This window comes from Desulfobotulus mexicanus, assembly GCF_006175995.1.
Taxonomy (GTDB): domain Bacteria; phylum Desulfobacterota; class Desulfobacteria; order Desulfobacterales; family ASO4-4; genus Desulfobotulus; species Desulfobotulus mexicanus.
Genome location: NZ_VDMB01000002.1, coordinates 157,279 through 175,291, shown reverse-complemented (window position 1 = coordinate 175,291; position 18,013 = coordinate 157,279). Strand labels below are relative to the sequence as shown.

19 protein-coding genes are annotated in these 18,013 nt (G+C 49.1%); 12 read left to right on the top strand and 7 right to left on the bottom strand.

Annotated features, from left to right (window positions below; translation table 11 throughout):
• Nucleotides 1-5: 5 nt before the first annotated feature.
• The 9 genes from FIM25_RS02825 (at nucleotide 6) to FIM25_RS02780 (ending at nucleotide 8,753) form a co-directional block, all read left to right on the top strand.
• On the top strand, nucleotides 6-866 hold the full coding sequence (locus FIM25_RS02825) for an STAS domain-containing protein (protein WP_179953112.1): 861 nt from the start codon (nucleotides 6-8) through the stop codon (nucleotides 864-866).
• A 3-nt stretch (nucleotides 867-869) separates the two neighbouring features.
• Nucleotides 870-1,226 (top strand): hypothetical protein, encoded by a 357-nt coding sequence (locus FIM25_RS02820; protein WP_139446071.1) that lies wholly within the window; start codon nucleotides 870-872, stop codon nucleotides 1,224-1,226.
• A gap of 94 nt (nucleotides 1,227-1,320) precedes the next feature.
• Complete coding sequence (locus FIM25_RS02815; protein WP_179953111.1) at nucleotides 1,321-2,751, top strand: TolC family protein; 1,431 nt, start codon at nucleotides 1,321-1,323, stop codon at nucleotides 2,749-2,751.
• Nucleotides 2,748-3,755 carry an HlyD family secretion protein gene (locus FIM25_RS02810; RefSeq protein ID WP_139446067.1) on the top strand — a complete coding sequence of 336 codons (1,008 nt, stop codon included), beginning with the start codon at nucleotides 2,748-2,750 and terminating at the stop codon, nucleotides 3,753-3,755. Before FIM25_RS02815 ends, FIM25_RS02810 begins: the two co-directional genes overlap by 4 nt.
• Nucleotides 3,752-4,936, top strand: a complete 1,185-nt coding sequence (locus tag FIM25_RS02805; RefSeq protein WP_179953110.1) for an ABC transporter permease — start codon at nucleotides 3,752-3,754, stop codon at nucleotides 4,934-4,936. Before FIM25_RS02810 ends, FIM25_RS02805 begins: the two co-directional genes overlap by 4 nt.
• Nucleotides 4,933-6,105 carry an ABC transporter permease gene (locus FIM25_RS02800; RefSeq protein WP_139446063.1) on the top strand — a complete coding sequence of 391 codons (1,173 nt, stop codon included), beginning with the start codon at nucleotides 4,933-4,935 and terminating at the stop codon, nucleotides 6,103-6,105. Before FIM25_RS02805 ends, FIM25_RS02800 begins: the two co-directional genes overlap by 4 nt.
• A gap of 363 nt (nucleotides 6,106-6,468) precedes the next feature.
• Nucleotides 6,469-6,669 carry a cold-shock protein gene (locus FIM25_RS02795; RefSeq protein WP_139446061.1) on the top strand — a complete coding sequence of 67 codons (201 nt, stop codon included), beginning with the start codon at nucleotides 6,469-6,471 and terminating at the stop codon, nucleotides 6,667-6,669.
• A gap of 164 nt (nucleotides 6,670-6,833) precedes the next feature.
• Nucleotides 6,834-7,298 carry a PH domain-containing protein gene (locus FIM25_RS02790; RefSeq protein WP_139446059.1) on the top strand — a complete coding sequence of 155 codons (465 nt, stop codon included), beginning with the start codon at nucleotides 6,834-6,836 and terminating at the stop codon, nucleotides 7,296-7,298.
• Nucleotides 7,299-7,613: 315 nt separating this feature from the next.
• On the top strand, nucleotides 7,614-8,753 hold the full coding sequence (locus FIM25_RS02780) for a glycoside hydrolase family 3 protein (RefSeq protein ID WP_139446055.1): 1,140 nt from the start codon (nucleotides 7,614-7,616) through the stop codon (nucleotides 8,751-8,753).
• 17 nt (nucleotides 8,754-8,770) lie between these two features.
• On the opposite strand, the gene amrS is transcribed toward FIM25_RS02780, so the two are convergent.
• The 6 genes from amrS to FIM25_RS02750 form a co-directional block, all read right to left on the bottom strand.
• Nucleotides 8,771-9,796 carry an AmmeMemoRadiSam system radical SAM enzyme gene (amrS, locus tag FIM25_RS02775; protein ID WP_139446053.1) on the bottom strand — a complete coding sequence of 342 codons (1,026 nt, stop codon included), beginning with the start codon at nucleotides 9,794-9,796 and terminating at the stop codon, nucleotides 8,771-8,773.
• Between the two features lie 24 nt (nucleotides 9,797-9,820).
• The gene (amrA, locus tag FIM25_RS02770) at nucleotides 9,821-10,387 is read right to left on the bottom strand and encodes an AmmeMemoRadiSam system protein A (RefSeq protein WP_218961232.1); all 567 of its coding nucleotides are present in this window, start codon (nucleotides 10,385-10,387) and stop codon (nucleotides 9,821-9,823) included.
• On the bottom strand, nucleotides 10,384-11,199 hold the full coding sequence (amrB, locus tag FIM25_RS02765) for an AmmeMemoRadiSam system protein B (protein ID WP_139446051.1): 816 nt from the start codon (nucleotides 11,197-11,199) through the stop codon (nucleotides 10,384-10,386). Before amrB ends, amrA begins: the two co-directional genes overlap by 4 nt.
• A 26-nt stretch (nucleotides 11,200-11,225) precedes the next feature.
• A complete protein-coding gene (locus FIM25_RS02760) occupies nucleotides 11,226-12,605 on the bottom strand; it encodes an NAD(P)H-dependent oxidoreductase (RefSeq protein ID WP_139446049.1) in 1,380 nt (459 codons plus the stop codon).
• Between the two features lie 181 nt (nucleotides 12,606-12,786).
• Nucleotides 12,787-13,707, bottom strand: a complete 921-nt coding sequence (locus FIM25_RS02755; RefSeq protein ID WP_139446047.1) for a radical SAM/SPASM domain-containing protein — start codon at nucleotides 13,705-13,707, stop codon at nucleotides 12,787-12,789.
• Between the two features lie 232 nt (nucleotides 13,708-13,939).
• Nucleotides 13,940-14,839: an Rpn family recombination-promoting nuclease/putative transposase gene (locus FIM25_RS02750; protein WP_246051992.1), complete on the bottom strand. Its 900-nt coding sequence runs from the start codon at nucleotides 14,837-14,839 to the stop codon at nucleotides 13,940-13,942.
• A gap of 300 nt (nucleotides 14,840-15,139) precedes the next feature.
• On the opposite strand from FIM25_RS02750, the gene FIM25_RS02745 reads away from it, so the two are divergent.
• The 3 genes from FIM25_RS02745 (at nucleotide 15,140) to FIM25_RS02735 (ending at nucleotide 16,168) form a co-directional block, all read left to right on the top strand.
• On the top strand, nucleotides 15,140-15,283 hold the full coding sequence (locus FIM25_RS02745) for a type II toxin-antitoxin system Phd/YefM family antitoxin (RefSeq protein ID WP_139446043.1): 144 nt from the start codon (nucleotides 15,140-15,142) through the stop codon (nucleotides 15,281-15,283).
• A 156-nt stretch (nucleotides 15,284-15,439) separates the two neighbouring features.
• Nucleotides 15,440-15,724, top strand: coding sequence for a hypothetical protein (locus FIM25_RS02740; protein WP_139446040.1), 285 nt, complete (start codon nucleotides 15,440-15,442; stop codon nucleotides 15,722-15,724).
• 90 nt (nucleotides 15,725-15,814) lie between these two features.
• Nucleotides 15,815-16,168 (top strand): hypothetical protein, encoded by a 354-nt coding sequence (locus tag FIM25_RS02735; RefSeq protein ID WP_179953108.1) that lies wholly within the window; start codon nucleotides 15,815-15,817, stop codon nucleotides 16,166-16,168.
• Nucleotides 16,169-17,035: 867 nt separating this feature from the next.
• On the opposite strand, the gene FIM25_RS02730 is transcribed toward FIM25_RS02735, so the two are convergent.
• On the bottom strand, nucleotides 17,036-17,782 hold the full coding sequence (locus FIM25_RS02730; RefSeq protein ID WP_179953107.1) for an RpnC/YadD family protein: 747 nt from the start codon (nucleotides 17,780-17,782) through the stop codon (nucleotides 17,036-17,038).
• Nucleotides 17,783-18,013 lie beyond the last annotated feature (231 nt).

Sequence of the window (18,013 nt, the reverse complement as noted above, 5' to 3'; positions counted from 1 at the left end):
AAAGCATGGATATCAATTACAGTGCCATAGGACCTGAAATACTGGACCGCATCGACATGAGCACCATCGCCGATAAAATTGCAGAATTTGCGGATCAGACCCTGGCCAGCCAACGCTACCTCAATGAAAATGAAATCAGGGACTACACCTTTGAACTCATTGACCTTTTTTCATCTATTTTAAAAAAAGGCGAGATTTCAGGCTCCGACCCCGCCTACCAGACCCTGGGTCGCCTCATGATGGAGGTCCATGGAAAAATCCAGATGCGGGGAGGCTCTGCGGAAGCTTTTTTCCGTCTGATCCAGTTTATCCAGAACCTTTTTCTGGAATCCCTTCTCGCACAGGTAGAACCCTCCGAAGAAATCCGTCAGATGCTCCTGTATCTCATCCGTTTCTTTAACAAGCTGGTCATGGATACCTTCAGGCTCTATCAGCTTGAAAGGAAAATGGCCGTGGAGGCCCAGCAGAACGAACTCATGGCCGTGGCAACCCCCATCACGGAAATATGGGACGGCGTACTTTCCCTTCCTGTCATCGGCACCCTGGACTCCAGCAGGGCCATGGATCTTATGGAAAAGCTGCTTCAGCGCATTGAGGAAGTCAGGGCCCGTGTGATCATTCTGGACCTTACCGGTGTTTCCACCATCGATACTCAGGTCATGCATCACCTTATACAGGTCATCCGTGCTTCAGGACTGATGGGAGCCCGCGCCATTCTGACGGGTATACGGCCCTGCATTGCAAGATCCCTTGCCAACCTGAACATCAATATGGGAGATATCCAGACAAAATCCACCCTGTCCGAAGGCCTCAAGGAAGCTTTCAGATCCTTAGGTTTTCAGGTCAGCCGGACTCAGGCGGAATAAACCATGGTAACGGGCATTCACATGACACCCATAGAAAAGGGCCGGTTTCTTCTGGAACCGGATACAGCCCTAGACCCTTCGGATCCGGACAGGCTGATTACGGAAATCCTTGGCGAACTCCAGAAAAAAAATACGCGGGTTATCTTCTATGATCTCAGCCGCACGCCTGTGATCGACACCATCTATTATGAATGGCTCTGCCTGCTGGCAAAATCCTGCAGTGCAGCAGCCATTGCCATGACAGTTATCCGCATGCAGCCCACGGCCGCATGCAGCCTTGCCTCCCACATGAAATACCCCCCACCCTTTGCCTGCGCCCTTGATACACAAAGCCCTCCCTTAGCTATACAAAAACCTTGACAGCCAGCGGGCAAGCCTTAATGTAGCAGGGGATATGGTCTAACCACAAAAAAATGAACACATCCTCACGATGCTACCCAGGAGGCCCAAGATCATGTTGGATTTTTTTCACAATACATACCGACAAAAAATGGGTCCGATTCTTTTAGCCCTTTTTCTGATGTTTCTGCCCTTTGGTGCAAAAGCCCTCGAATTTGACAAGGCCTTTTCACAGATGATGGCGGAAAACCAGAGACTGGCTGCTGCCATCTCAGGCATCGAACAAAAAGAAGCCGAGCAGAAAACAGCAAGAGGTCTATATTATCCGCAGCTGCAGATTTCCGCATCCTGGACCCACATGAATGCCCCCCTGGAGGTGGAACTCGCAGCACTGAACTCCATGACAGGTCAGCTGATCCACACCCTGCATCCGGGTCTTCCACCCCAGCAGATCTCAGCCATTACAGGAAACCTGCCCCAGCATTATGAGTTGCAGGAACAAAATTTCCTTAAAAGCGATCTCACCCTCTCATGGCCTGTTTATACCGGTGGAAAAATCACCGCAGCCAACAGGGCGGCAGATGTTCAGCTTCAACTGGCCCAAAGTTCAAAGGAGGCCCTTTCCCATCAGATGTTCAGCGAGCTGGTTCGCCTCTATTTTGGTGTCCGACTGGCGGATGCCGTGGTTCAGGTACGCAGGGAAGTTGTGCAGGGAATGGAAAAGCATCTTCATCAGGCCGTCCGCCTGGAAGAGACAGGGATGATTGCCCTTGCCGAAAGGCTGCACGCCCAGGTAGCTGTGGAAGAAGCCCGCAGAGAATACAAAAAAGCCCTCCGGGATGCACAGATTGCCCGTACAGCCCTGAAATCCCTCATTGCCTGCGAGGATGATGTAAAGCCCCGGTCTCCGCTTTTTTTCTACCGGAACATCCCGGATATGGCTGTTTTTATGGAAAAAGCCCGTAAAAACAACCCCCTGCTTCTTCAGCTCCATCAACAGGAAGCCCTTGCCAGTGCGGGTATGCAGAAGGAAAAAAGTGCCTATAAACCCGATGTTTTCCTTTTTGGCACAAGAGCCCTGATCACAGATGACCTCACGGTACTGGAGCCGGAATGGGCCGCAGGTGCAGGTATCCGCTTTACCCTCTTCGACGGCTTTTCACGGTCCGGCAGGGTAGAGGCCGCCCATTCCGTAAAAAACCAGATCAGCCAGCTTCGCAGTCAGGCCATCCGGGATATGGAAGCCCTTGTGGAAAGCCGCTATCAGAGACTGATGCAGGCCATAGAACAGATTGATACCTTAGCTGTTTCCAGAACCTTTGTCCGGGAATATCTCAGGGTGAGAACCCGGGCCTTTGAAGAGGGCTTTGCCACCTCTTTGGATGTGGTGGATGCGGAGCTGGCCCTCTCCAAGGTACAGATCACCCACCTTCAGGCCCTTTTTGACTTTGATCTGGCTCTTGCAAGACTTCTTGAGACAACGGGCAGTATTTCTGACTTTGAATACTATCGCACAAACGCAGAAAAGGAGGCGGAACTGCCATGAGCATCCCCCGGCGCATTGCCACCCTGTTTACTCTGGTACTGATACTTACAGCTCTTTCCGTAACAGGATGGCGGCTGCTGACACCGCCGCCCCTGATTCTGCAGGGAGAGGTGGAGGCCCGCGAGGTCCATGTGGCTTCCAAAATTGCCGGCCGTGTGGCCATACTTCACATTGAAGAAGGGCAGCGGGTACTGAAGGAAGAACTTCTTGTGGAGCTGGAAAGCCCTGAAATTGAAGCCAAGCTGCGTCAGGCGACGGCTGCGGAAAGGGCAGCCCTTGCCCAGCAGGAAAAAGCCCACGGCGGAGCCAGAAGTGAAGAAATCCGCTCCGCATACAATGCCTGGCAAACGGCGGAAGCCAACGCCACACTGGCTGAAAGGACCTTTGCCCGCATCCATAAACTCCATAGCGAAGGCGTTGTTCCAGCCCAGCAGAAAGATGAGGCCGAGGCCCGCATGACGGCAGCCAGAAGAACGGCAGAAGCGGCCAGAGCAGGCTATGACATGGCCATCGCCGGGGCCAGACAGGAAGACAGGGCTACGGCGGATGCCCTTCTGGCCCAGGCCGAGGGGGCCGTCTCCGAAGTGGAGGCCTATCTCAGGGAAGCAAGGCTTTCAGCCCCGCTGGCCGCAGAAGTATCCAGCATCAACGCCGAGGTGGGAGAGCTGGTAAGCCCCGGATTCCCTGTGGTATCCCTTGTGGACCTAAACGATATCTGGATCACCTTCCAGCTGAGGGAAGACCTGCTGACCCGCTTCCGCATGGGCGATGAACTGCCGACAAAGTTTCCAGCCTTAGGAGATCAGCATTTTATTCTAAAGGTAACCCACATTGCCGCCATGGCGGATTTTGCCACCTGGCGGGCCACCCGGTCCAGGGGGGATTTTGATCTCAAAACCTTTGAGGTCCGGGCCAGACCCCTTAACCCCATACCCGGCCTGCGTCCGGGCATGAGCGCCCTTGTCATATGGGAAGACCTGCAGCCCGAAGGAGAGCGGCCTTGAAAGCCCTGATTCCTGAAACCGGATTCCGGGCGGTTTTCTGCAGGGAACTGGTCCGAATGGCCCGCAGCCGCCTTCTCATTATGGTGGTATTTCTGCTCCCCCCCTTATCCTTTGCCTTTATAGCCTGGTTTTTCTCCCAGGGAGTTCTCAGCAACCTGCCCGTGGCGGTTCTGGATCAGGATAATACCCAGCTTTCAAGGGAAATCATCCGCCGCATGGATGCCACACCTGGTATCCGCATCCATCTGCCGGCAAGCAACTTCACCGAAGGCAGGCAGGCCATACAGAGCGGGGAAACCTATGGTCTGCTTATTATCCCCAAAAACCTTGAGAAGGATGTTCTAAGGGGACTGGCCCCGAAAACCATCCTTTATGTGAACAACACCTACATGATTGCCGCAAGCCTTATCATGAAAGATGCCACCATGGCCATGCAGTCCCTTTCTTCGGGACTGGAGCTCAAACGCCATATGGCCGAAGGCCAGACCCGCAATGCTGCCATCGGGCGTATTCAGCCCATACGTGTGGATGTGCGAGTACCCTTCAATCCTTACTCCAACTACTTCTATTTCCTTGCAGCCACCCTTCTGCCCACCATGCTCCATATGTTTGTAATTACATCTGCCATCTATGCCCTTGGATCGGAACTGGCCAGAAGCACAGCAGCAGAGTGGCTGGAAAAGGCAGGAGGAAGCGCATGGATTGCCATTATCGCAAAAATCCTGCCCTACACCCTGATTTTCTGCGTATGGGGTCTTTTCATGAATGCCTTTCTCTTCCGAATGGGAGTTCCCATGGAAGGCAGCGGACTGCTGCTGCGTCTTGCCACCAGCAGTATGGTGCTGGCTTATCAGGCTGTGGCCCTCTTTCTAGTAGCTATTTGCGCCAATATGCGCATGGCCTTAAGTCTTGCTTCATTTTACGCCAGTACAGCCTTTGCTTTTGTGGGTGTCACCTTCCCGGCAATGGGTATGCCTTCGGCGGCAAGGCTATGGGGTGATCTTCTGCCCCTGACCCATTATCTGCGACTTTTTGTGGATCAAACTCTCAGGGGAGCGCCGGTTCAGGCTTCCATGGATGCCTTTGGCAGCCTTTGGCTCTTTGTGATTCTGGCCGGAGGTACAGGTCTGATTCTCATGCCAGGCCGCATGAAAAATCCCGTTTACTGGGGGCGGAAATGAAAGGTTTTTTAGAAGAATGGCGGGCTGAAGCCCTTCGCATACTGAAAGATCCGGGCATACTGCTGCTTTTTTTCGGCGTGCAGCTCATCTATCCTGCCGTATACCCCCTTCCCTACAGGGCCGAAGTGCTTCGCAGTGTTCCCATTGCAGTTGTCGATCAGGACAGAACACCCGTCAGCAGGCAGCTCATACGCATGGTGGATGCTTCAGAAAACGTGCAGGTGGCAAAACAGTTTTCTGATTTTGAGGCCGCAAGAAAGGCATTTATCAATAGGGAAGTCAGCGGTATTCTCATTGTTCCACCGGATTTTACCCCAAACATACGCAAAGGCCGCACAGCCACCCTTCCCCTCTACTGTGACGGAAGTTATTTTCTCGTTTACCGTCAGGTGGCCATGGGAGTTCAGCAAAGTGCAGGCACCCTTTCCGCAGGCATCGAAATTCAAAGACTTACAGCCACAGGACTCACAAAAAAACAGGCCATGGCTGCAAGAGATCCCCTGCCCCTGATGAATGTTTTCCTCTTCAATCCTGCGGGCGGCTATGGTGCCTACATAGTTCCTGCCGTACTTGTGCTCATACTTCATCAGACCCTTCTCATAGGTATAGGTATGCTGGGAGGGACGCAAAGGGAATACGGTGGCAATACAGGTCTTCCAGAAAACAGTTCTGCCACAGGACGCACCCTTGGCCGGATATTTGTTTATCTTCCCCTCTACTGTCTGCATATTGTATGGTTTTTTGGCATTCTCTTCAGAATATACCGATATCCACAGCGGGCGGATCTCTGGGAACTTTTTTTCTTTCTTCTGCCCTTTCTTCTGGCCACCATCTGCCTTGGGCTCTGCCTGCGCCACCTGTTCCGGGAGAGGGCCTCTGCCATGATGGCCCTTTTGTTCACATCCATCCCCATTCTCTTTCTCTCCGGCTTTTCATGGCCCGTGGAAGCCATTCCTGAACCACTCCGTATCCTTTCCCAGCTCCTTCCCGCCACTCCGGGCATCGGCGGCTTTCTCAAGCTGAATCATATGGGTGCGGATTTTCACACCATAAAACCGGAATTTATACAGTTATGGCTGCAGGCACTGATTTATTTCATCCTTGCATGCATAATTGCATGGCGGGAAAATATGCAACAAAGCAGAGGAGACAGGGGCAAATTATCCTGACAATAAAATAGAGCCTCTGCTTTTGACTGTATCGGGCATGGTATTCTGCTATTAAAACCACTTCAGCCAGACCCGTATATCATTGATATAAAACATAATACTTTAAAACCTTATACATATGACACCTGAAATCCTTACCGTGTCATATTCATCACAAAAATAATAAATTGAAAAAATCAATTTTATGTTAAAAAAAAGCATTGACAGACCCGGCACTTTCTATTAGTGTTCAAGCCTCAATAGGTGCAATTCTATTGGCAAGAGCAAAGTAAATGTGGAACGGTCCAAGGATTGTTGTACAGATATAAAAGCTGCCAATGATGAACACCACTTCAGATACAAACAGATGTTAAGGAGAAGACATTGGCAGAAGGCACTGTAAAATGGTTTAATGAGTCTAAAGGTTTTGGTTTTCTTGCAACGGATTCCGGAGAAGATGTTTTTGTACACTTTTCTGCTATTCAGAGCAGCGGTTTTAAAACGCTTCAAGAAGGTCAGCGTGTTCAGTTTGATATTGTCAACGGCCAGAAAGGCCCGGCAGCTGACAAAGTAGTACCTCTGTAATTTTCAATAATTACAGATAAAATCGAATAAGACATAACGACCGTCCTGTTTCTTTATACAGGACGGTCGTTTTTTGTTATAAAAATCTGGATGCCGTATCCATCACCCATCATTTCAGAAATGACTCCATATTTTTTATACCACAAATAAATAAGGAGGGTATCATGCCGGATTTATACACAGAATTCAGACCTGCATGGCGAAGCTACTGGCAAATCATCACCCTTTCCACCATCCTCTTTCTTCTTGCTGCTTTCACCGCATTTAACCTTACAGGCCCCATAAAATCCATTTTATCGGGAAGCTCTTTTGCCGCGGGCATACTTCTTCTGGGGCTGACGGCAATAAAAAGATTCTCATTAAAATTCACCATCGACAAAAGACGAATTTCGCGCCACAAGGGTATTGTTGCCAGAAATCAGCAGAGTATCAGGATACAGGATTTAAAAAGTATCGAACTCAACCAGAGTATTCCACAAAGACTTCTTGGCATAGGGGATATTGCCTTTTATTCTGCAGGATCAAGCGATGCAGAAGTCCGTTTTCAGGGCATCCTCAATCCCTCTGCATGGCGGGACAAGGTAGATGAAGCCATGGATCTTTACATAAAACCAGAGAGTGTCCATTGATTATTCTGATATAAAATCTTTTTTTATATGAAAAATGGGTGCAACCCAAAATTTGACCTTTCTCAAAATGGTCTCTGCAAAGCCAGTACAAATGCATTGCTCTCGGGCCTGTAATAACTCCCGTCTTTAAAACCTGACCTGACAGCTGCCACACTCCCCGTCAGTACCCATTCACAGCCCACCAGCAGATTGACCCATTGTTCAAAATTTCGGACTTTTTCAATACATTCTATATTGACAAAATAAAATCCATTTCCAATAATGGTCTGATATTTCAATAACAATTTAATATTCATCCCACAAAGAAAGATCACCATGCACCAAAAGACCATTCATAGTATCCTTTTTATTGCTCTGCTCACAACCCTCTCTTTCGGTATTCAAGGATGTGCCAACTCCAGCTCAGAGGAAAAGCCTTCCCTTGAAAAACAGATCGGCCAAATGCTGATTATCGGATTCAGGGGAACGGAAATTAATGAGAATCACAGCATATACAAGGACATACAGGAAAGAAATATCGGGGGTGTTGTTCTCTATGAGTATGATGTCCCCTCCAGATCACGCCCCAGAAACATCTCCTCACCGGAAGAACTCAAAGAACTGAGCCGAAGGCTTCAGAAAGCCTCGCCTTTTCCCCTCTTCATTGCCCTAGATCAGGAAGGAGGCAGGGTAAACCGCCTGAAGGAAAGTTATGGCTTCCCTCCCACAGTATCCGCCCAGTACCTAGGGGATCTCAATGATGCGGAGACCACACAGTTCTGGGCAGATAAAAGTGCAGCCACTCTTTCGGATATGGGTGTCAATGTAAATTTTGCTCCGGTTGTCGATGTCAATGTCAATCCCGACTGCCCTGTAATAGGAAAAATTGAACGCAGCTTTTCCCAAAGCCCTGAGCTGGTTTTCAGGCATTCTGAAATTTTCACAGAGACCTATAAAAAGAAAAACATTATTGCCGCACTCAAACATTTTCCGGGGCATGGCAGCTCCAAAGAAGATTCCCATTATGGTTTCACGGACATCACCGAAACCTGGAAAACCGAAGAACTATACCCCTACCTGCTGCACTTCATGAACGATTTTGATGGCATGATCATGACAGCCCATACCTTCAATGCCCATCTTGATCCGGATTATCCGGCAACTCTGTCCCACAGTACCATGACAGGTATTTTAAGAAAAAGACTGGGATGGGAAGGTGTTATTGTTTCCGATGATATGATGATGGGAGCTATTACGGATCACTACGGCATGGAAACCGCCATTGAAAAGGCCATCCTTGCAGGTGTTGACATGCTTATTTTCTCCAACAATTCACCCGCAGACTATAATCCTGACATTGCAAAGGAAGCCATAGAAATTATAAAAAGGCTTGTGGAGGAAAACCGGATTTCAAAGGAAAGGATAGCCCTTTCCTACGAAAGAATATCTGCTTTGAAAAATCGCTATTTATGGTAAGTATACCCCATTAAACCCTATAGATTCGTATCAAAAAAACCGGCACAGGGAGTATTGCAAAGGGGGCAGAGTCCCTTTTCTGAAAGCCTGCACTGCGTAATATGGTATCCTGCCCGAGCTATGAGAAGTTCGCCACAATTATGGCAGAAGGTGGAAGATCCTTCATCTTCAAGGATATTTCCCGTCATCACATGGAAAAGCCCCCTGTCCATGGCCCGTTTTCTTGCCCGCAGCAGGGTGGCTGCAGGTGTTCTTTTCACATGGCGGAACTCATGGTCCGGATGAAAGGCAGTAAAATGAAGGGGAACCTCCGGTCCGAGGTGCTCAAGAATCCAGTCTACCATGGTATCCAGCTCTTTATCAGAATCATTGTATCCAGGAATAATCAGGGTAGCCAGCTCCAGCCAGAGCGTGGTTTCCTGACGGATATAGCAAAGGGTTTCCAAAACCGGCCCAAGGGAGGCACCGCAGTATTTTCTGTAAAAGGAATCAGAAAAAGCCTTTAGATCCACATTGGCCGCATCCATGCAGGAAAAAAAGTCTTCCCTCGCCTTTCCATGAATGTAGCCTGCGGTTACAGCCACAGACAAAACTCCTGCCTCCCTGCAGGCTTTGGCAGTATCCATGGCATATTCCAGAAAAATCACAGGATCATTATAGGTATAGGCCACACTCCTGCATCCCTCCTTCAGGGCAGCTGCGGCAATGGCTTCTGGCAAGGCAGAGACCATCATCCTGTCCATGCTTCTGGAACGGGATAGTTCCCAATTCTGACAGAATCTGCATGCAAGATTACATCCGACCGTACCAAAGGAAAGCGTCCGGCTTCCCGGCAGAAAATGATAAAGCGGCTTTTTTTCAATTGGGTCAATGCAAAGCCCGCTGGAACGACCATAGGTGTCCAGCACCATGTGTCCCTCCTGAATCATGCGCACAAAACAGCGTCCCCGCTGCCCTTCTTTCAGGATACAGCCATGGGGGCAGACCATGCATTGCAGGCTGTCCTTCTCCTTTTTACGAAAATAACTTTCAGGAATTTTCATGGCATTCTCCTATCCCAGAAAGGTTCAGGCAAATTCATCCGTCCCATAGCGTTCAGCTTTAAGATCTTTGGGAAAAGCATCTGCCCGCAGTCCGGCCTTCAGCTTGAGATGGACCAGAAAGTCTTCCGGCTCCGGAAGCTGTTCCCACACAGCAGGAAGAAAGGTGGCCTGACACCTGCCCGAACGGATGGTCAGCCCGTCCACACCGGGTTGAAGCTTTGAAAGCAAATCCACTTCCGAATCAAATAAAAGGGGTTCCGGCGGTGTCAGAATAGAAATTTTAAGGGAAATGAGGGAAAGTTCCGAAGCCTTTACAGGAGAAAAACGGGGATCTTCAAAGGCCGCATTCCAGGCATGGGCCGCCACATCCTCCCAAAGGGGCCGCCATGCCGTGAGGGAGCCGATACATCCCCTGAGTTCTCCCGACTTTTGAAGGGTAACAAAGGAAGCTCCCCTTTCCATCAGATGCCCCCCTGTTTCCGCATCGGGCTTTATAAGGGATCTCTTTCCGGCAACCCCTGCCCTGAGAACATCCCATGCCATGGAAAGAAGGAACTTTTTTTCCGCAGGATTAAGGTAGTCCATGCTCATATTCCCTCCTCCGTGAAAGCCCATGCCCCATAGCCGACAACCTCGCCTGCTTTATCTCCTGAGACATCCCCAGAATTGCAAAGCCCCAGACGGTGAACCTTGAGACTGCGGCGAAGTGCAGAAGTAAGAAAACCCCTTAAAGGATAAACCCCACAGGCGGCATCGGAAGAAATCCCAGAAAGGTCCATGGATTCAATGGCCTGCGCCGTCTGCATATCAATTGTGCGTGCTGAGGCATAATCCTTGAAATGGCTTAAATCCGAGCTGATAAGGATGAGGGTTTCTTCACCGCCCCAGAGATAATCCAGCACCGAAGCCACTTTAAGGGCATCCGTCTCCCCCACCACCAGAGGCACAAGGGTAAAGGAGTCCAGGGTTTTCTGAAGAAAGGGAAGAATGACCTCAAGGCTGTGCTCCATGGCATGGGCCGCATCCATCACCTTCACACAGGAAAAAGCCGCTGCCAGTTTTTGCAGAAGATCCGTATCTAAACCCACCTCCCCGAAGGGCGTGGCAAAGGCCGTACTGGAAGGAAGGGCAATGCCCCTCAGGTATACCCTGTGGGCAGGCCCCAGCAACACCAGCCGCCGGATTTGATTTTTCATGGGAATAAGAAGTTTACAGGCTGTGGCTGCCAGAGCACCGGACCAGGCATACCCGGCATGGGGCACAACCATGGCTTTGGGCAGAATATCCGGGAAAGCATCAGCCTTTGCCAGAAGAGAAGATACTTCCTGTTCAAGACGCAAGGCATCCCCCGGATAAAAGAGGGATGCCACCGCAGGACTGCGTACACGGGAATCGGATTGCATAGAGCCACCTCCTGTTTTTTCTATACTCAACCGGCCTCTTCCACCACCTTACGCATAGGTTTCACCATCTCGGATTTCAGCATTTTCCGGATGGCCTCTTTGGCAGCCGGGTCCTTCATCATATCAAACATAAAGGCATTGGTTTCCATGGCCCTCTTGTCATCCTGGGGAAAATCATAAATACCATTGGCTTCAAACCAGTCATGATCCGCCTGAAACACAAAGCGATGACGACCGAACACATCATCCCGGAACACCTTCATACCTGCCTTGCCAAGGAAGGTTGCAGGGGCCACATATCCCCTTTCACCGGCTTCCACGGCCCGCTCAGCAAGGGTATCCAGCAGACTGTCCAGCAAATAGGCCTGACCGCACTCATCGGAGACCATATCCACAAGCCCCGCACCCTGCCACTGGGTAAAGGCCGTCAGCACTTCCCTGAAAGGAGCCATCTGACCCAGAGGCCCTGAAATCACAAAGCCCAACTGCTTCCCCTTAAGTGTAGGAGTGTGGGTATTGTAGAAACCCCGATCAAAAAAAGCTTTCCAGAGGGAAGAGAACATGCGGTCTTCCACCTTCATGACAAAGAAAATAATATCAGCGGTTTTTATCCTCTCCTCATAGGTGGCAATGAAATCATCTTTCCCTGTATATACGCACCTGTGATCAAAACCACACTGCACACAGCCAAGGCAGCCTCCCGCCAGTGTCATTTCTTCCAGTATCAGACGATCAGCCGCAGGAAAACGACGGGCAAGGCGGTCTGCCATGGCTCCCGCATTTTCTGCACTGTATTTTCTGTCCTGAATGATCAATACCTTTTTTGCCACGGTATCCAAGCCGGCAATATCCGGACCCGGCTCATAATTCCACAAGGAATGCACAAGAGGAGCAAAGGCCCTTGTAACAGGCCGTTTCTTTTCAACGGTCTTGAAAATATCTTGGGCAAAGCTTTTCAGGCGCTGCTGCTCTTCCGCATTCAGAAGATCATAGGAATCTGCGGAGAAACCACCTGCAAAGGCCATGTTAAGATCTTCTGTCACTGCCCGCATATAATCATGGGCACTGTGATCGAAAAAATTGATGGATGTTGTAATCACAGCCGCATATTTACCATTGAAAGCCCTTTTCAGATCACTTTGGTTCACAAGCTCCAGAAAGCGTTTCAGCTGGGATGGAATGGTGAAAGTATAGACCGGCTGGGCAAAAATCACAAGGTCAGCAGCACTTACAAGAGCTGAAATTTCTTCCCTTTTTTCCGCCTTTTCCTCTATGGCCCGGATGCTCTGGCCCACATGGATCACATCCATACTGTGTTCAGGAAAGATTTTTTCAAGGTAACGCAGGGACTGGAGGGTAACGCTCAGCTCTCCCTTTGGACTGCCACTGATGACGGTAATCTGCATTTTTCCCCCTTTCAGAAGGTATCAATGTAGCGAGTTTCTGCTTCAAGCCTGCTCCATCGGAGCTTTTTGTTTGTATGCAAAATATATAAAAAAACACATCAATTCTCTCTTGTCCAGAAGAAAAAAACACAGACACACCATCACCCTGTCATCCTTAGATGCCTGCAAAGAACATGGTTTTTCATACCCCGGCTAAAACACCACCATGGCCTGTCTGCTGGGTGCGCAGGGTTTTAGGAGAAAATCTCTTTATATAACTGCAGCGCTGACAAAGGGCTTCGGACAGGCGATATGCTTGAAAATTTCTTCTGATTTCAGTGGCCCTTGGACTTTCAAGAATCTCTGCAATGGATTGATGGAAAATATTGCCAAGACAAATGACCCCTTCCGCATCCAGACAGCAGGGAGTCACCACACCATTGGAAAGAATGGCAATCTGATTTTTCAGGCCGTAACAGAATCCGGCATCACCTGTCACAGCATCCCCCATGGAAGGCCATTGAAACTCCGTATCAAAGTGCAGGCTGACTCTGCCGGAAAGCCGGAAGCTCTTTTTCCGTTTCACGTTCACATCGGTCAGATGAAAACCATACATCCTTTCCAACTCCTCCAGTATGGCGTTCTGCGGAGTATCCACAGCACTTGCCATATCCCAGAAACGGAAATTGATATAAAGATCCGGCCTCTCCCTCTCCGCTCTCCGGGCAAAGTCCCAAATTTTTTGCAGAATCAGGGGCTGATTTTCAAGGCCGTTGGCCAGCAGGCTGTGCAGGGAAAAATTCACCTGCACAAGGGAGGGCAACAGCAGCACATCTTCCAGGCCTTCCAAAAGGGCACCATTGGTGGTGATTTCAAAGGAAACGCCAAGGGCCTGCCCTATACGGATAAAACGGGGAAACTCCGGATGCAGCAGGGGCTCTCCCCTCACGTGGAGCAGCACCCTTTCCGTCATGCCTGCAATTTCACCTACTACCTTCTTAAACCCAGCTTCATCAACGAACCCTGACTCCCGCTTCAGAGGGGGGCAGAAAGGACAGGAGAGGTTACACGCACTTGTTATTTCAAAATATATTTTTTTAAACATCTTACATTTGTTGAGCATACTCACCTTTGAGCTATCAGTAACTTTATAAGTCCCACTGAGTGAGGCCTCCTCAGGTTCCGTTCATGAGACATTCACACATGCACCGGGTCAGCGACTCCGGGGAACCTCTGCGGTTTTTCAATTGTTTCCTGTATAAGATCAATCTCCTTTATGCGGGAACGCCTGACTGAAATTAAAGGTGGAACGGAGGCAGGTCATATGGCCTACTTCATTTTTCCCTCACCAGAACCTAATACCTGGTAGCATCATCATCCAGCAGAAGATCCAGACCTTTCTCCCCTGCTACAATAACAGCCCTTACCTTTTCAGGGGTGAGCCTTGTAATCCTGGCTATCTCTTCAGGCTTCATATTGAAATCCAGAAGCTCCATGATGGTTTGGAACTTCTCCCTGATCTCTCCCTTCTGCTCCGCAAAAAACAAAGCCGAATCATGATCCCGCTTCCATCTGATGTGAGAATTATAGGCCTCACGCATATGTTCGTCCTGAGTAAAGCTCAGGTATTTTTCTCTGGCGTTGGCTATCTGAGGATTGTTCTTTAAGATATTTTCCATAGTCTCATACTCCCTGTTCAGGCCTTCATTTTTGAGATAATAAAGCCAGTTGTCCAGACTCTTATCCAGATTGTAAGCAGTAATCTTGGGAAGTTCAAGGAAATGCAGGGAAAGGTGATCCGTTAAGAGCAGTTCCGGCGTATCCTTTTCCCGGAGCATGAAGCAGAGGTGGTATCTATCCACGTTCTTAGACATCTTAAAATCAAGGATACTGATGCAGACCACAGGGCACAGGGTAGAATAATTGTCAACTGTAACTAACTGATCTCCGTAAAGATCCGTCCAGTAATGCAAAGCCCGTTCCCCGAAAAAGCCCTTATTCGAGTTCTGCATTTCTATATCAATCCACCTGCCGTCAGAAGATTTTGCCTTGATATCCAGTATGGTTTCTTTGGCATTGAGGATGGTCTGAATGTTGAAAGGGTTTTTAATCACAAGGTCTGTGATCAAAGTAAATCCTGAGTTCTTCATAACAGCATTGATGAAATCAATGAGAATGGGCTTATGCTCTTCCTTGCCAAAGAGGAACTTGATGAAGATATCCGATGTGGGCTTTACATAAAAATCCGTAAGCATCTGGTTCAAGGAGCCTCCCGCTGGTTTCTGGTTCATATGGCGGGGAGAAGCATAGCCCCCTCAGCTTGCAGTGCATCCTCAAAACTTCAGGATCACCCACGGCGGTGCCGAACTTCTCCTAAAGCTTATCCATGGAATCCCATAGTTTTTGATGTGAACAGCTACCGCTACGGTTTAGCAGAGGATAACTTTCCTTTGTTTCGTTGATGGTATTGTTTTTTAAAAAGCAAAGCTTATATTTGTTTTATGCTAAATGTAGTGATGCTATTTTTGTACATTATAAATTAATGAGGAAAGACTATGCATACAAAAATTTCTACTGCCGATGCCAGAAAAAATTTTGCCAATATAGTAAATAGGGTTGTATATGAAAAAGAACCCGTTATTTTGACACGCAGAGGTCAGGATATAGCAGCTTTGGTTACTGTGGCTGAGACAGTTTAGTTGTTCTTATGTAACTTATCAATAAGTGGAGGCTATAATTAAATCAAGTGGTTACAACTGTATTTTTTAAACTTTTGAACATAAAAGGGGTCTGACCCCTTTTAGTTGCCAGCAGATTTTTTACTTGCAATAAACCATCCGTGTTCCGGAGGGCATATGTATTTGAACACATACGGACAGGCAGGGAAGACTCCTTTTGTTCCCATGGCTTTCCATGAAGACAGAAACGACACCCTTGCACAGGCCCGGCGTACCGCTTTTCAGAATCTCATCCGGTATATGGTGCGTCTCCGCAATGAAGGGCATATGGATGATCAGGCCTTTGATGCCCTTGTCCGGCAGGCCGCTGCATCCTACTCTGGTGCAGAAATATCGGAACGCATTGAAAAGGTGCTGGTCAGTAAAATCAGCTCAGGCCGCCTTCGGGAGTTGCTGCAATGACGGATACGGAAACAAACACAAAGGATACCGCCACAGAAGAAGGCAAAGGGTATTCTAAAAAAAAATGACGTGGGTTTTGTGGAGCCGGAGATGCTTAAAGGGCTTCCCCCGGAAGCAAGGAAGGTTCTGGAAATCGGGATGTCCATGCACAGGCTGGGACCGGCACCCCATCCTCTTGTGGACAAGATCAATGAAACCCATATCACCAGAATTCTGGAACTTGCCGAAAAGGATGATGAAAGATCTTTCAGGGATGCCGCAGAAAACAGAAAATACACCCTGATATACGTTCTTGTCTTTGCCGTTCTGTTCATATTCGCCACCGTTTTTCTGGTCGGCTCAGACAAGGAACTGTACCGGGAGGTCATCAAACTTTTTGCCGTTTTCCTTGGCGGCCTTGGCAGCGGATTTGGCATCAGAAGCTACATGGACAGAAACAAATAAAGACTGAGAAAAGGGCCTTCCCGATCTTTCTCCAGTTCCTGTTTTCCTACATCATTTGATGTGGAAAAATGCGAACCCACTGTCTGCACAAAAGCATTGCTGAACCCCTGACGCAAAAAGCCCCCGTACCGAAAAAGGATGCAGGGGCTTTTCCTGGAGTCCCCCGGACTTCGCATATCCAGTTCGTTTGTCATCATGCCTGTTCCTTCAATTTGTTCGTCCCCTTCTTCACTACTATGGCCTTGTCCGACTCCTCACCCGGCTCTGGCAGCTGTTCGGCTACTTACCTTGGAGCTGTTAGTTACTCTCTTAAAGTACCGCTGGATGAGGCCTCCCGGGTTCCGTTCATGAGACATTCACACATGCACCGGGTCAGCGACTCCGGGGAACCTGCCTGCTACTTGCGTTGACGCAGCATTCAGTTTTGCCTTCCCGTTCACCCAACACGGTCAGCATTCCCAACCCTGATTTAGGAGCTCAATACCGAGCCTGTGTGTTCCCCTGTCAACGCTTAACCACTACCCTCACGAGTAGCAGCCCATGACTTAAGGGCTCCGGCGGTTCGCTATACCTTACCGGATAGAGGACTTGCACCTCCAATCTCATGCCAGCTTATCCCGGCGCACTGGGTGTCCCATGGGATGGCCCAGGAAACAAAAGAGACGGTACAGCGGGGGATAAGGAGCTAGAAAAGGAAGGAATCAGGGAACCGGGGCATGAATGAACTGCCATGGGAAGATACGGAAGAATTATCAGGTACAGGAACAGATACCGAAGCCACAGGATGCCCCATAAGACAACAACCAGACACAACCCATTGAAGGCTGCGTCCGGTCACGGATGGATAAAAATCAAAATAAGAAGGGTTTAATGTCTGGTAGCATCATCACCTATGAGAAGATCCAGGCCCTTGTCTCCTGCTGCAAGGACAGCCTTTATCTGTTCAGGGGTAAGACGGGTAGCCTTGGCAATATCCTCCGGTTTCATATTGAACTCATTAAGGCTCATGATGGTCTGGAACTTCTCGTTGTACATGCCCTTAACCTCACCCCTCTCCAACCCAAACCGCTCTGCACTTGTAATGTATGGCATCTTTTTCTCCTCCTCAAAGAGGTAAACATCGTCAAGGAACTGTTTTTCAAGCTTCCTGGGCAGGCTTATCATCCAGTCGATGTACAGGTAAAGCTGCAGGATGTCTTCTTTGCTATAGTTCCGCTGATACATAAGCTTCACCAGATGGAACTTCCATGCCTTCAGCTCGTCTTTTGATTTGCAGCTTTTGGCCTTGATCTGGGCCATGACCACCAGGGCGAAAACATTGTCGCTGTTTTCAAGCTCTTCCCAACGCTCTTCATCCTCCCAGTCCATAAGTTTGACAATGGGAAAGCGGAAGTCAAGGGAGCAGCCCCATAATTCTCTGGCATAGGAATCCGGTCTGAAGCTCTCCTGCCTGTCCGTCAGTACGCCAAGGCTGACCACATCCCTGTCATAGCGGTCAAAGATGCGGAAATTGTACACATACATGCGTTTGGGGAAGACAGTTTCAGGGTCACCCTGAACCTCCACATGAATCAGCACCCAGATTTCCTGATTCTTCTTAGTCCAGACCTTCACCAGCTTATCCGCATAACGCCGTTCCAGGGTTGCATCCCGGACTACCTTCTGAAGCTCCTTGTCGATGAATACGGGCTTACGGCTTCAGTCTGTCTCATCATGGATCTGAGGATAAAGAAGAGCCAGAAATTCCTTAAAGTACCGCTCTACGGCCTCTTTCCATGGGCTGTCGTAATCACTGGAATTGCTTGTTGCCATGCAATGTCCTTTCTTTTGAAAGTGTAACAGAAA